This is a genomic window from Paraburkholderia aspalathi, assembly GCF_900116445.1.
Lineage (GTDB): Bacteria > Pseudomonadota > Gammaproteobacteria > Burkholderiales > Burkholderiaceae > Paraburkholderia > Paraburkholderia aspalathi.
This window is the reverse complement of sequence record NZ_FPBH01000002.1, coordinates 245,014-258,098: the sequence shown is the minus strand read 5'-3', so window position 1 is coordinate 258,098 and position 13,085 is coordinate 245,014. Positions and strand designations below refer to the sequence as shown.

Sequence of the window (13,085 nt, the reverse complement as noted above, 5' to 3'; positions counted from 1 at the left end):
AGTGCGGATAACGAACAGCAGTGCGAGGGCGAGAAACCGGCGAGGCCGATGTCCTGTTGCGCGTGACTGTCGAGCGTGCTCCTCGAGCGAAAGCCACACGCGCGTGGCGTGCAGCGGGATTAACCTGCGCCGCCCGAATCGGCGGCGGTGAATACCTTAAGTTGCCAGCGAAACCGCACGGCCAGCATGCGTACCGCGAAACCAGCGGCCAGCACCACGATCGAGGCCGGCGCCGGCGCCACGTCGCAGGCTTGTAGTGCGACATACAGCGCCCCGGCGCCGAGTGCGATGCTGGCGTACAACTCCTCACGCAACACGAGCGGCATCTGGTTGCACAGCACATCGCGCAGCATGCCGCCGCACACGCCGGTAATCGCGCCGGCCAGCACGACGATCGCCGGGCTCACGTCCAGTGTCGCGGCGACGTCGCAACCGATAACCGTGAACGCGATCAGGCCGATTGCGTCGACCGTGACGAACAGCCGTTGCCAGTTGCGCAGCCATTTGGCGCTCGCCGCGGCAATCGACGCTGCCCCGATTGTAATCAGAACGTAATCTGGATGCGAGATCCATGCAAGGGGATAGTGGCCGAGCAGCACGTCGCGCACCGTGCCGCCGCCGAGTGCGGTGACGGTGCCGACGAGGCACAGGCCGAAGCGGTCCATGCCGCGGCGCATGCCCATCAATGCGCCGGACATGGCTTCGGCGATGATCGCCACTAGGTAGAGGAGGTGGAGCAGCATGACGGCGAGCCTTGGTGGGACGGCGCTAGCGAGAGGGCGGGCCCCGCATGGGGGCTTGCCGCGAGGCGCGCGTTGGAAAGCGGCCATTATCGGAAGCGGCGGGTCCTGATGAAAATGCCTTAAGCCGAATTCGGCGATGCCAAATTCGGCTTAACCTGGTTGCGCAATCGGGCGCGGTAAGCGTTCGCTGAACACAAAAAAGCCGCGTGGACTTAAAAATCCGCGCGGCTGGCTCGTTCGATTAGTGCGTCGACTCCGACGCGGCGTGTTAAAGAGGCGCTCTCTGCCTGTCGAGCGCCTTCTTTTTTTCTGCCCCTCTTCTGCTTATATCCCGCTGCCTAAAAGAGCCGGCAGCCTCAGGCCGGCAGAGCGAAACTCGAGATTGCCTCGCGCAACACGCCCACCTGATCCTTCAGCGAATGGGCCGCGGCGGCGGCTTCTTCGACGAGCGCGGCATTTTGCTGCGTGACCTGATCCATTTCGCCGACTGCGCGATTGACCTGTTCGATGCCCGCGCTCTGTTCGCGCGACGCGTTGCTGATTTCCTCGAGGATTTCGTTCACGCGGCGCACCGACTGCACGATCTCGCCCATGGTCGAACCGGCGTTGGCGACCAGCGACGCACCGGCTTCGACGGTATGGGTGGACGTTTCGATCAACGCTTTGATTTCCTTCGCGGCCGTAGCCGAGCGTTGTGCGAGGCTGCGCACTTCTGCGGCGACCACCGCGAAGCCGCGGCCCTGTTCGCCCGCGCGAGCCGCTTCGACCGCTGCGTTGAGCGCGAGGATGTTGGTCTGGAACGCGATGCCGTCGATCACGCCGATGATGTCGCCGATCTGCCGCGAGCTGGTGGTGATTTCGCCCATGGTGCGGACCACGTCGTCGACGACGCGGCTGCCGCGCGTGGCCACATCCGCTGCCTGACCGGCGAGTTGCGCCGCTTGCAGCGCGCTGTCCGCGTTCTGCCTCACGTTGACCGTCATCTGATCCATGCTCGACGCCGTTTGGACGAGCGCTGCAGCCTGTTCCTCGGTGCGTTGCGACAGATCCGTGTTGCCGGCGGCGATTTCGGTTGCGCCGATATTGATGTTTTCAGTGCCGAGACGCACGCGCGAAACCGTATCGACGAGACCGGCCTGCATGGTGTGAAGCGCGTGCAAGAGACTGCCGCCGGTGTCGTTTGCCTGCAGCGGCACGCGCGTGGCGAGATTGCCGTCCGCCATCCGTTGAGTCGCTTCGACCGCGACTTCGAGATCGCCGCCGAGCGTGCGGCGGATGCTGCGCAACACCAGCAGCATGACGGTCGTGGCGATCGCGCCGAGCGTCAGGGTGATGACGAGCCAGCGCAACAGGTTGGCGTAGAACGCGCGCTGCACGTCGTCCATGTACATGCCGGTGACCAGATACCAGTCCCACGGCTCGAAGTGGCGCGAGAAGCTGGTTTTCGCCACGGGTTTGTCGCTGCCGGGTTTGGACCATAGATAGTCGACATAGCCGCCGCCTTCGTGATTGCCTGCGGTGACGATATCGACGAACAGATGATTGCCGGCCGGATCGGTGAATTGCGCCATGTTCTTGCCGACCAGTTCCTGCTTGATCGGGTGCATCAGCATGACCGATTGCGAGTTGTTGACGGAGATATAGCCGTCTTTGCCGTAGCGCATGGCGGCGAGCGTTGCGAGCGCCTGCTTTTTGGCTTCGTCTTCGGTGATCGCGTGCTGCTGGGCGAGGGAGTAGTAGCGGTTGACGATGTGATTGGCCTGGTCAATCAGCGCGACCAGTTGATCACGGCGGTCTGAGATCATCGAGGCACGGTTTTGCCATGCGCCGAAGCCGCCGATCAGGATCAGGCCGGTCCAGAGGACCGCGATCATTGAGGCTAGTTTTTTGTTCAGAGTCATGGCAATGGGGTTCTTGCTTTCGCTTTTGATTTCGCTTTCGCGAGGTGGTCGGTCAGGGTTTGCTCTTTCGCTTTTTCACTCTTTGCTTTTTCGCTTGCAGCGAGTGGCTTGTTGCTGACTGTGTTTACGGCTTGGTTTTGTTTGCTCCGCAGGGGAGGGGAAACCCGCTGTTTTATTTGTCTGACTATATGGGTTTGGTTTTGGGGTTTTTGCCTGCGCGGCGCTTTTTGGCCGTATTCTTAGGGCTTTGGGCTTTCCTTGTTCTGGCTTTGGTGCCTTTCCTTGAATTGTTAGTGGTCTATTAGCGTTGCCCCTGTGCGGGGCGGCACTTACTTTCTTTGCCGCCGCAAAGAAAGATAAGCAAAGAAAGCGGCTAGAAGCCCCTGCTAAGCGGGTTCCGCAGCCCACACAGGGTAGTGGTGCATCTGGAATCTGTGTTCGTGCCCGTGCATAAGCTTGTGACAAGGGCGTCATACTTCCGGCGGCGCTGCGCGCGCCGAAGAGCCGTTCATAAAACCAATCGCTACGTTTAACGCCGACAACCGAAGCCCGTGGTTTCCCACGCAGACCCGTCCGCGACGCACGCAGTGCGGAGTGGGAGCTGATGACTCCTTTGTCACTAACGCCGAATGTGCGAGAGCACGGATTCCAGTCGCACCACTACCCGCAGCAGACCACGGTGCCCACTTAGCAGGGGCTTCTAGCCGCTTTCTTTGCTTATCTTTCTTTGCGGCGGCAAAGAAAGTAAGTGCCGCCCCGCACAGGGGCAACGCTAATAGACCACTAACAATTCAAGGAAAGGCACCAAAGCCAGATCAAGGAAAGGCCAAAGCCCTAATAAAACTGACAAAAGCGCCACCAATACCAAAATTAATACAGAGCCAGAATAAACAAAGAAAATACAAAAACACCAAAATCAAATAAGAAAAACGAAACAGCAACCCCAAACCCCTGCTCCGCAGGGGCCCAATCACATTTCCCCACATAACGCCAAAAAAATCCAAACCTAAATCCTGCTGCATGAAATGCAAAAAACAACACATTTCCCCACTTAACAGCAACATCAAAAAACCCCAATACCACTTCAACACCGGATAAAAACGATTTCAGCTATAGTCGCCATTTTCCAGTACCAGCCGGGCAACAAAAGAGCATCAATAAGCCCGCCACAAGGAGTAAAGAAAATGAACGCCCGCGAACCTGCTTTCGTCTCCGCTTCCCGCAGCGCACGCCTGCGCCAGATGCTCGTCAGCAACGAACTCGAATTCATGATGGAGGCCCACAACGGTCTCTCCGCCCGTATCGTCCGTGAAGCCGGCTTCAAGGCGATCTGGGGTTCGGGTCTCGCGATCTCCGCCCAATTCGGCGTGCGCGACAACAACGAAGCCAGTTGGACGCAAGTCGTCGACAACCTCGAATTCATGGCCGACGCCAGTGATCTGCCCATCCTCCTCGATGGCGACACCGGCTATGGCAATTTCAACAACGTGCGACGTCTCGTGCGCAAGCTCGAACAACGCGGCATCGCCGGCGTCTGCATCGAAGACAAGCAATTCCCGAAAACGAATAGCTTCATCAATGGCGAAGCGCAGCCGCTCGCCGATATGGACGAGTTCTGCGGCAAGATCAAAGCCGGTAAAGACTCGCAGTCGGATGAAAATTTCTCGATCGTCGCGCGCGTCGAAGCACTGATCGCCGGCTGGGGCATGGACGAAGCACTGCGTCGCGCGGAAGCCTATCGGCAAGCCGGCGCCGACGCGATCCTGATTCACAGCAAGCTCTCGCGTCCCGATGAAATCCTCGAGTTCGCGCGTGAGTGGGCCGGCCGCGGGCCGCTCGTCATCGTGCCGACCAAGTACTACAGCACGCCCACCGAAGTGTTCCGCGAAGCCGGCATCAGCACGGTTATCTGGGCAAATCATCTGATCCGCGCAGCAACCTCGGCCATGCAGGCCGTCGCCAAGGAAATTCATTCGAGCGAAACGCTCGTCAATGTCGAAGACAGCATCGCCGCCGTCAACGAAATCTTCCGTCTGCAAGACGCCGACGAATACTCGGAAGCCGAAGACCGCTATCTGTCGAGCGGCCGCTCGGCGGGCTCCGCCATCGTGCTCGCGGCCAGCCGCGGCAAGGGCCTCGAAGCCGTCACCGAAGATCGTCCGAAAGTCATGCTGCCGATCGCGGGCAAGCCGCTGTTGCGCTGGCTCATCGATGCGTTCAAGAAGCAGAGCGTCAACGACATCACCGTGGTCGGCGGGTATCGTGCCGATGCGATCGATACGGCCGGCATCAAGCTGGTCGTCAACGAACGTCATGCGCAAACCGGCGAACTGGCGTCGCTCGCCTGCGCAGTCGACAAGCTCGCGGGCGATACGGTCATCTCCTACGGCGACCTGCTGTTCCGCAGCTACATTCTGCGCGACCTGGTCGAGAGCGAAGCCGCGTTCAGCGTGGTGGTCGATTCGTCGCTGACCGATGCGGAAAACGCCAGCGTGCGCGACTTCGCATGGTGCTCGGCAGCCGACGATCGCGGGCTGTTCGGCAACAAGGTCACGCTGCGTCATGTGTCGAGCGGGCAGGACGCAAGCTCGGCCATCGCTTCGCAAACGCCGCATGGCCGCTGGGTCGGTCTGCTGAATGTACGCGGCGAGGGGCGTGAGCGTTTGCAAGCGGTCCTCGGCAAACTGCAGGCGCGCCCGGATTTCGATTCGCTCGATATGCCCGCGCTGCTGAACGCGCTGATCGAAGCGGGTGAATCGATCGAAGTGCAATACGTGCACGGCCACTGGCGCGGTGTGAACGATCTGGAAGACTTCCGTCGTGCCGGCGATTTCGCGCATGCACAAGCGCCGTTCGCAGCGGCCGGCGGCAAGACGAATGAAGCCAGCGGAGCCGCGCAATGATCGAGGCGGCACAGTTCGTCGAGGCGGCGCGTGAGCGCGGCTTCGACTGGTATGCAGGTGTACCGTGCTCGTATCTGACGCCGTTCATCAACTACGTGTTGCAGGACGAATCGCTGCATTACGTCTCGGCGGCGAATGAAGGCGATGCGGTTGCGTTGATCGCGGGTGTCACGCTCGGCGCGCAGAACGGCCGGCGTGGCATCACGATGATGCAGAACTCAGGCCTCGGCAATGCGGTGAGTCCGTTGACTTCGCTCACGTGGACCTTCCGTCTGCCGCAGTTGCTGATCGTGACGTGGCGCGGGCAACCTGGCGTCGCGGACGAACCGCAGCACGCGCTGATGGGCCCGGTCACGCCCGCGATGCTCGATACGATGGAGATTCCGTGGGAGACCTTCCCGACCGAAGCCGACGCGATCGGCCCGGCGCTGGATCGTGCGATTGCTCATATGGATGAAACCGGGCGGCCGTACGCGCTCGTGATGCAGAAGGGCAGCGTGGCGCCGTACGAGTTGAAAGAGGGTGCCGCCGGTGCTCGCCGCGTGCCGGTCGCGCCGCGTTCGCAGTTCAAAAACGTCGCGGCGAATGAACTGGCTTCACGTCACGACGCGCTGCAGAAAGTCATCGCGCATACGCCGCTCGAGTCGACGGTGGTGCTCGCGTCGACCGGCTTCTGCGGCCGCGAACTCTATGCCATCGATGACCGTCCGAACCAGTTGTACATGGTCGGCTCGATGGGTTGCGTAACGCCGTTCGCGCTGGGTCTGGCGCTTGCGCGTCCCGACCTGCACGTGGTCGCGCTCGACGGTGACGGCGCCGCGCTGATGCGCATGGGCGCATTTGCGACGCTCGGCGCGTACGGTCCGTCGAATCTCACGCACGTGCTGCTCGATAACGGCGCGCACGACTCGACCGGCGGCCAGGCGACGGTGTCGTCGCAAGTCTCGTTTGCGGGTGTGGCTGCGGCGTGCGGTTACGCGTCAGCGGTTGAAAGCGACGACGTCAACGTGATCGACGAACTGTTCGAAACCGCGCCGTCACCCCAAGGTCCGCGCTTCGCGCGACTGGCGATTCGCCGCGGTACGCCTGATGGCCTGCCGCGTCCCACTATCACCCCGCCCGATGTGAAGACGCGCCTGATGCGCCACATCGGCGCCGCTTAAGGAGTGCGCTCGATGCTGCTGCTCAATCCCGGCCCGGTGACGCTCACCGAACGTGTCCGCAACAGCCTGTTGCAAACGGATCTGTGCCACCGTGAAAGCGAGTTTTTCGACTTGCAGGAAGAGGCGCGCACGCGTCTGGTCGATCTATACGGCCTCGACGCGGGCGAATGGCAAGCGGTGTTGATGACCGGTTCCGGCACGGCTGCTGTCGAAAGCATGACCGCCGCGCTGGTGCCGCAAAACGGCAAGCTGCTGGTCGTGGAAAACGGCGTGTACGGCGAGCGTATTTCGCAGATCGCCACGCAATACGGCATCGCGCACGAGTCGCTGAAACACGACTGGATGCAGGCGCCGGATCTCGTGAAGATCGCCGAACGCCTCGACGCGGACAAGGCGTTCACGCACGTCGCCGTGATTCATCACGAAACAACCACGGGCCGTCTGAACGATCTGCAAGCGCTCGGTGCGCTGTGCCGCGAACGCGGTCTGCGTTTGCTGGTGGATGGCGTCAGCAGTTTCGGCGCGGAAGCGATCGATTTCGCCGACTTGAGTCTCGACGCCGTCGCGGCGACCGCGAACAAGTGTCTGCATGGCGTGCCGGGCGCGTCGTTCGTGCTGGTGCGGCGCGCGGCGCTCGCGCAGGCGGCGAGCCGCACGTATTATCTGGACCTCGGACGCCTCGCGCGTCTGCAGGATCAGCGCAATACGCCGTTCACGCCGTCGGTCCATGCGTATTACGCGCTGGTCGAAGCGCTGCGCGAACTCGCCGACGAAGGCGGCTGGCAGGCGCGCCACGCGCGTTACGCGGCGCTCGCCGAGCAGGCTCGCGCGGGCCTGGCTGAGCGGGGCATCGGCAGTGTGTTGCCGCCGGAGCAGTCGTCGGTGGTGCTGCGCGCGTATCGCCTGCCGGACGGCGTGGCGTACCCGCAACTGCACGACGCGCTGAAGGCGCGCGGCTTTGTCATCTATGCCGGTCAAGGCGGCTTGTCGGCCGAACTGTTCCGCATCTCGACGATGGGCAACATCCATGCCGCCGACATCGACCGCCTGCTGCAAGGTTTTAGCGAGCTGACGCGCTAAAGCACGCGATCAGTCGCGCGTGCTGCAACGATCGGGTAGCACGCGCGTGGTGCCGTCACACCGGGTCCTTGTCCGGCGGTCCATCGGGCCGCTGCGGCTCCTCGGTGTGATGACCCGGCGACGGCGGCACGAGCGGATCGGCTTCCGGATCCCGGTTCGGATCGGCGTTCGGGTCGGGAATCGGGCTGGTATGCATGTCGTAGCTCATTGCATCACCTTTGAGTTGAGAGGCGAATGGAAAGCGGGTGGTACGGCCGCTGTCGGTCGAGTTCACCCACACGCCAGCCGTTTCCTTCTAGCGTAGGCGATCCAGCACGCCGCGCACCCCTTACTTTTTCCTGCGGCGCCCAACGCTCAATTGCCAGTAGCGTTCGGTGTCGAAAACGTCGTCGTAATTGCCCGCGCCGAAGGCGCGCAGCTGGCTTGCGTAAGCGTTCACGGCTTCGCGTTTGAGCTGCGTGCGGCGCGGGAGATCGATGGTGTGGCCGACGCTCGGATAGGCCGGCGTCGCGACGACACCGCGTTGCGCGAGGTCGGCGAGCCGCGCCTGCACGACGCCGGGCGTGCGGCGGTGAATCGCGTCCTCGTAGGCGAACCACGTGAGATGCGACAGACGCGGCAGGATTTCGCAGCAGGCTTCGAATACCAGCACATGATCGTCATGATGCAGGCCGAGCGGCATGAGCAGCGTGTTCGCGGTCGTGCGGTAGATGGTCTCTTCAAGCACGGCCGCCAGTTTGCTGATCGACGGCGAGTCCATGTATTGGCTGCCGCGAAACGGCATGCGTAGCGGAATCGCGTCGAGCACTTCCAGGGCGAGGTTGTCTTCGAGCGTGCGGGCGTGGGTGGCCTGATGGGCGCTCGCGAAACCCGATTTTTGATCCCATTCGGTATGCATTTCGTGCTCGGGCGGCGCGGCAAACACCGTGCAGACCGCGGCGTCAGGATGGGCGGCGAGTAGTGCGCCGCAACTGAAGACGGCGTCGTCGAAATGGGGTGAGACGATGAAAAGGCGTGGGCTGGTTTCGCTCATGGGAGATGGGTAGTTTCGAAACGCGCGGGGCCGCATTCGAAGCTTCGATATTGCGCGCGACAAACTTGCTGGATTGGCGGCGTCACATCAGCTTAGGCGGAATTGTCGCGACTTGTGTAACCGGAGTGGTCGACGCAAGCGGCATGCCTGAGTGGGCCGGTTCTGCTGTGGGGTCCCGCAGAGGCTCACCGTTGTGCAACGGGCATATCCCGAACATGCTCACCTTTAGCGGGCGGGTTGTCTCCCGCCAACGCCGCCAGCGCCGCCGCGCGGCTGAACGCCGCCGCAATGGTCGCCACGACGTCGTCGCGTAACGTGGCGTCGGTCATTCCTAGTGCATACGACGGATGCCAGGTCGGCACGATCAGGCGGCCGCCGTGAGCGATGGTTTGCCCGAGGTATTCGGACAGATTGACGTGCGGGCCGGTCAGCGTTTGCAACGCCGTCGCGCCCAGTGTGACGACCACGCGTGGTGCGACCTGCGCCAGTTCTTTTTCCAGCCAGTACTGGCAAGCCTCGACTTCGCGCCACACGGGCGTGCGATGAACGCGCTGCTCGTCGAGCGTTTCCCATTTGTAATGCTTGACGGCATACGTCAGGTACAGCGCCTCGCGCTCCAGTCCGGCGCGCGCCAGCACGGTGTCCAGCAGTTGACCGGCCGGCCCGGTGAAGGGCTCGCCGTGCTGGTTCTCGTGCTCGCCAGGCTGCTCGCCGATCACCATGATTGCGGCAGGCGCGGGCCCGGCGCCCGCTACCGCCTGCTTCGCGTTGCGCCATAACGCGCAGCGCCGGCAGGTGGCGAGCGGGCCAGTGGGCTCCCGCAAAGGGGGCGTCACGGCCGAATACTCGATTGGCGGCATGGGCGGAACGGTGACGGCCGCGCTTTGCGCGCCGAGACGGCTGCGTTCGCGCGCGAGGTGTGCGGGCAGCGGCGGACCCGCAGGCGGCCTTCTCCAGTAGCGCAGCGGCACCGGCGACGGCTGGGCATTGAAGGCATGGCAGTAGTAAGCGAGCCAGAGCGCTTCAGTGGGGGTGCTGGTGATGGCTTCGCCGGTCATGGCGTTGGCCTCTAATAGAGGCGCGGCTTGCTCACACTCCGCCATGAGCGGCCGGTCGGTGCGCAGCAGCATGCCGTTCCAGAACACCGCGCCGTGCGGCGTGGCCAACATCCACGTGGAATTGCCCGTGCGCTTGGCGAACCGCTCGGCGGCACGCTCCAGCAAGTCATGATGCGGCTCGTACCAGCCGACGAATTCGGGCGGCTCCATGGACGGATCACGCCGTCTGAACAAGGTGAGTGTCAGCAGATCCTCGGTTTCGCGCTCGATAGTCCGGATGCGTTGATCCAGCAGCGCGCCGTCGGGGTCGTCGAGATCGAGGACGTTGCGCTCGCCGCGCGTCCAGCGCCACAGGACGCGGTACAGCAGCGCCCAGCGGTCCGGCGCACGGAAGCAAGCCGCCGTTTTCAGCCAGGAGAGCAGTTCGCGGGGAATCGCGGGCGTGGCGAAGACGGGGGCAGGAGCGACTACTGTCTCGGAGGCGCTCGCCGTCGCGAAGGCGGACTCAGTAGCCAGCACGCCCGGCGCCCCGGCTTTACCTTCAGACTCAACCCACTCGATCTGCGAGGGCTCGACACCTTGCTGCAGCAGCACCCGCGCGGCGCGCCGCCATATGGCGAAAGACGGTTCGATCGAAATGCGTTTCATGCTGACGCGCCGTGGATACGCGCATCGAGATGCGTGTACCTATGCGGCCAAAATACTGTATGGATATACAGTATGCGCTAAAACGCCGGCCTGGATCAAGTCAGCCGGATCAGGGCGACGCAATGAGCGCACATCATCCGCAGACCCATCACCAGGGAACGACCCTCCCGAGGTAATCAAGGTAATGCAGGCCGGCGCGCCCTTCATAAGCCTCGATCGTATTGACCAGGTTCGGAATGCTTTCCCCGATGGTCAAGCGCGCCGTAGGACCACCCATGTCTGTCTGGACCCATCCAGGCGCCATCAGCAGGAGGCAGCGCGGAGACTCGGCGCTGCGCGCCGCGAAGGTCCGCATGAACATATTCAGTGCGGCCTTGCTTCCCCGGTAGACTTCGTAATTCGCGTTGGTGGCATTCGTGAGACTGCCTTGCCCAGACGACATGACACCGATCGTTCCAGTCGGCGGGACAAGATCCTGAAACGCGTCAATGACTCTCATCGGACTCAGCGAGTTCGTTACCATCACCCGCACAAATTCCTCGGTCGAGACGTCCGCGATCGTTTCACCATTTTCGTTGACGACGCCTGCGTTCACAAAGAGCACATCGAAACACCGATCTGCAAGACGGGCGCGCAACGCTGCGATCTGCTCGGGAATTGTGATATCGACAATTTCCACTTCGAGCGCGCCGGCGGCGGCTTCCGCGACCTGCCGAAGCTTGTCGGTCGAACCGGTTCGTCCGGTGGCGATGACCTGATAGCCGCGCTTCAAATACTCCTCGACCATCGCAAATCCAAGGCCGCGCGAGGCGCCGATCAGAAGGACGGTTTTCTGTGAATGTGTGTTTTGCATTGGCATTCCCGGTAAACGAAGCCGCTCCCGAACCTGCACGTAACGAGAGCGATCCTCGTAGGTAAATCGTTCAAACCAATATAGCGATGCACAGGGAATGGCGGAAGCCGCGCTGAATGCAACTAATATCTGCATCAGACGCCTTATCTCCCCTTCGCTGACTACGATAAAAAAATGCCTGAACCGGACCTGAATCTCCTTTTCGCGCTCGATGCATTGCTCGCCGAGAAAAACGTGACGCGCGCGGCCCGGTCGTTGCATTTGAGTGCGTCGGCAATGAGCCGCACGCTGACTCGCCTGCGTGCCGCGACTGGCGATCCATTACTGGTCCGGGCCGGGCGTCAGATGGTGCTGACGCCGTATGCCGAGGAGATCCGTGAGCGAACACAAAATATCGTTCAGGAGGCGCGTTCCTTATTGCGTCCGTCCCCCGCGGCGCTGGATTTTTCAACCTTGCGCAGAACCCTGACGATTCGCGTCAACGAAGCTTTCGTGGAAGCCTTCGGCGCGCCATTGATTGCAGAAGTGACTGCACTGGCGCCGTTTGTGCGTTTGCACTTTTCGTCCAAGCCGGAGAAGAACGCGGAATATCTGCGCAATGGCTCCGCCGATCTCGAGATTGGTGTTCAGGAGGATATGGGGCCTGAAATTCGCGTGCAGGCCCTGTTTCGAGACCGCTACCTCGGTGTTGTCAGAAAGGGGCATCCGCTGGACCTGAAACAGGACGTGTCGATCGAGCAATACGCAGCGTATGGCCACGTCGTCGCGCCGTACGGTCGCCAGACAATCGATACGCTTGACGCTGCGATTGCCCTGGCGGGTTTGGAGCGAACGACCATAGCGGTTGTGCCGAGCTTTCCGGCCGCGTTAGCGGTGGCACGAGCGTCCGATCTGGTCGCGCTTCTGCCGGCCTCTTTTGTGAACACTCAGCCCGGCGCAGCTGCCAGCGTCTGCGCGTTCGAGCTTCCTGTGGCGACTGAGGGTTTTACGGTTTCCCAGATGTGGCATCCGCGTTTGGAGAATGACCCGGTGCATCGTTGGCTTCGGCAACTGATTCTTAGAATGTGCCGTCAGCAGGTGTCATCGGGTTAAACGTTGCGCAGATCTTCCGGCGTATCCACGTCGCGCAGAATCCCGGGATCGTCGACGTCCAGCCGCATGACCCGCTGCGAAGTCAACAGCGCGCGTGCGCCGGTGTCGCCGTCGAGCGCGATCAATGCGTCCCGATGCTCGATGCCGAAGCCGACCGGATGGCCGCGCTGGCCCTGATAAAACGGCGCGACGATCGAAGCGCCACCGTCGAGCGCACGCGCCACTTCTTCGATCGTCGGGGTGGCAATGCGCGGCATATCGGCAAGCGCGACGATCCAGCCCTCGGCGTCTTCGCAGGCCTCGATGCCGGCGGCGAGACTCGCACCCATGCCACGATTGGCGCTCTCGGCGAACACCACGTCGCAGCCGGCGTCGTTCAGGAGGCGCGCGAGGGCGTCCGAACCCGGCCGCACCACGGCCAGCACATGCGAGACGACCCTTAGCAGCCGGTGCGCCGCTTCGTGCGCGACGGGCGTGCCGTCGGGCATCTGGGCGAGGAGCTTGTTGTGCAGGCCGTCCGGGTCGAAGCGGGAGCCGAAGCCGGCGGCGAGCAACACGCCAGTAGCGAGCGAGGCGTAGGCCATGGACGGGCACCGATAGAGGGGACGTGC

Annotated in this window: 12 protein-coding genes; 4 read left to right on the top strand and 8 right to left on the bottom strand. The window is 62.5% G+C overall.

What is annotated here, in order from left to right; all coding sequences use genetic code 11:
* Positions 1-119: 119 nt before the first annotated feature.
* The 3 genes from BM438_RS03775 to BM438_RS03765 form a co-directional block, all read right to left on the bottom strand.
* Positions 120-743 carry a trimeric intracellular cation channel family protein gene (locus tag BM438_RS03775; protein ID WP_093632983.1) on the bottom strand — a complete coding sequence of 208 codons (624 nt, stop codon included), beginning with the start codon at positions 741-743 and terminating at the stop codon, positions 120-122.
* Positions 744-1,099: 356 nt separating this feature from the next.
* Positions 1,100-2,644 carry a methyl-accepting chemotaxis protein gene (locus BM438_RS03770; RefSeq protein WP_093632982.1) on the bottom strand — a complete coding sequence of 515 codons (1,545 nt, stop codon included), beginning with the start codon at positions 2,642-2,644 and terminating at the stop codon, positions 1,100-1,102.
* Positions 2,645-3,459: 815 nt separating this feature from the next.
* On the bottom strand, positions 3,460-3,708 hold the full coding sequence (locus BM438_RS03765; RefSeq protein ID WP_143131641.1) for a hypothetical protein: 249 nt from the start codon (positions 3,706-3,708) through the stop codon (positions 3,460-3,462).
* 120 nt (positions 3,709-3,828) lie between these two features.
* On the opposite strand from BM438_RS03765, the gene aepX reads away from it, so the two are divergent.
* Genes aepX through BM438_RS03750 form a run of 3 tightly spaced genes read left to right on the top strand, consistent with a single transcriptional unit; the run spans position 3,829 to position 7,790 of the window.
* Entirely contained in the window at positions 3,829-5,547 is a 1,719-nt protein-coding gene (gene aepX, locus BM438_RS03760; RefSeq protein ID WP_093632980.1) for a phosphoenolpyruvate mutase, read from the top strand.
* Entirely contained in the window at positions 5,544-6,710 is a 1,167-nt protein-coding gene (gene aepY, locus BM438_RS03755) for a phosphonopyruvate decarboxylase (RefSeq protein WP_093632979.1), read from the top strand. The genes aepX and aepY overlap by 4 nt, the downstream gene beginning before the upstream one ends.
* 12 nt (positions 6,711-6,722) lie before the next feature.
* Positions 6,723-7,790, top strand: coding sequence for a 2-aminoethylphosphonate aminotransferase (locus tag BM438_RS03750; protein WP_093632978.1), 1,068 nt, complete (start codon positions 6,723-6,725; stop codon positions 7,788-7,790).
* 55 nt (positions 7,791-7,845) lie between these two features.
* On the opposite strand, the gene BM438_RS03745 is transcribed toward BM438_RS03750, so the two are convergent.
* From BM438_RS03745 to BM438_RS03730, 4 genes are all read right to left on the bottom strand, one after another.
* Complete coding sequence (locus tag BM438_RS03745; protein ID WP_143131640.1) at positions 7,846-8,064, bottom strand: hypothetical protein; 219 nt, start codon at positions 8,062-8,064, stop codon at positions 7,846-7,848.
* Positions 8,065-8,118: 54 nt separating this feature from the next.
* Positions 8,119-8,823: a PIG-L family deacetylase gene (locus BM438_RS03740; RefSeq protein ID WP_093632976.1), complete on the bottom strand. Its 705-nt coding sequence runs from the start codon at positions 8,821-8,823 to the stop codon at positions 8,119-8,121.
* Between the two features lie 185 nt (positions 8,824-9,008).
* On the bottom strand, positions 9,009-10,529 hold the full coding sequence (locus tag BM438_RS03735) for a UdgX family uracil-DNA binding protein (protein WP_093632975.1): 1,521 nt from the start codon (positions 10,527-10,529) through the stop codon (positions 9,009-9,011).
* Between the two features lie 148 nt (positions 10,530-10,677).
* Positions 10,678-11,382, bottom strand: coding sequence for an SDR family NAD(P)-dependent oxidoreductase (locus tag BM438_RS03730; protein WP_093632974.1), 705 nt, complete (start codon positions 11,380-11,382; stop codon positions 10,678-10,680).
* A 174-nt stretch (positions 11,383-11,556) separates the two neighbouring features.
* On the opposite strand from BM438_RS03730, the gene BM438_RS03725 reads away from it, so the two are divergent.
* The gene (locus tag BM438_RS03725; RefSeq protein WP_093632973.1) at positions 11,557-12,474 is read left to right on the top strand and encodes a LysR family transcriptional regulator; all 918 of its coding nucleotides are present in this window, start codon (positions 11,557-11,559) and stop codon (positions 12,472-12,474) included.
* On the opposite strand, the gene BM438_RS03720 is transcribed toward BM438_RS03725, so the two are convergent.
* Positions 12,471-13,058, bottom strand: coding sequence for a nucleotidyltransferase family protein (locus BM438_RS03720; protein WP_093632972.1), 588 nt, complete (start codon positions 13,056-13,058; stop codon positions 12,471-12,473). The two genes, BM438_RS03725 and BM438_RS03720, sit on opposite strands and share 4 nt — an antisense overlap.
* Positions 13,059-13,085: the final 27 nt, after the last annotated feature.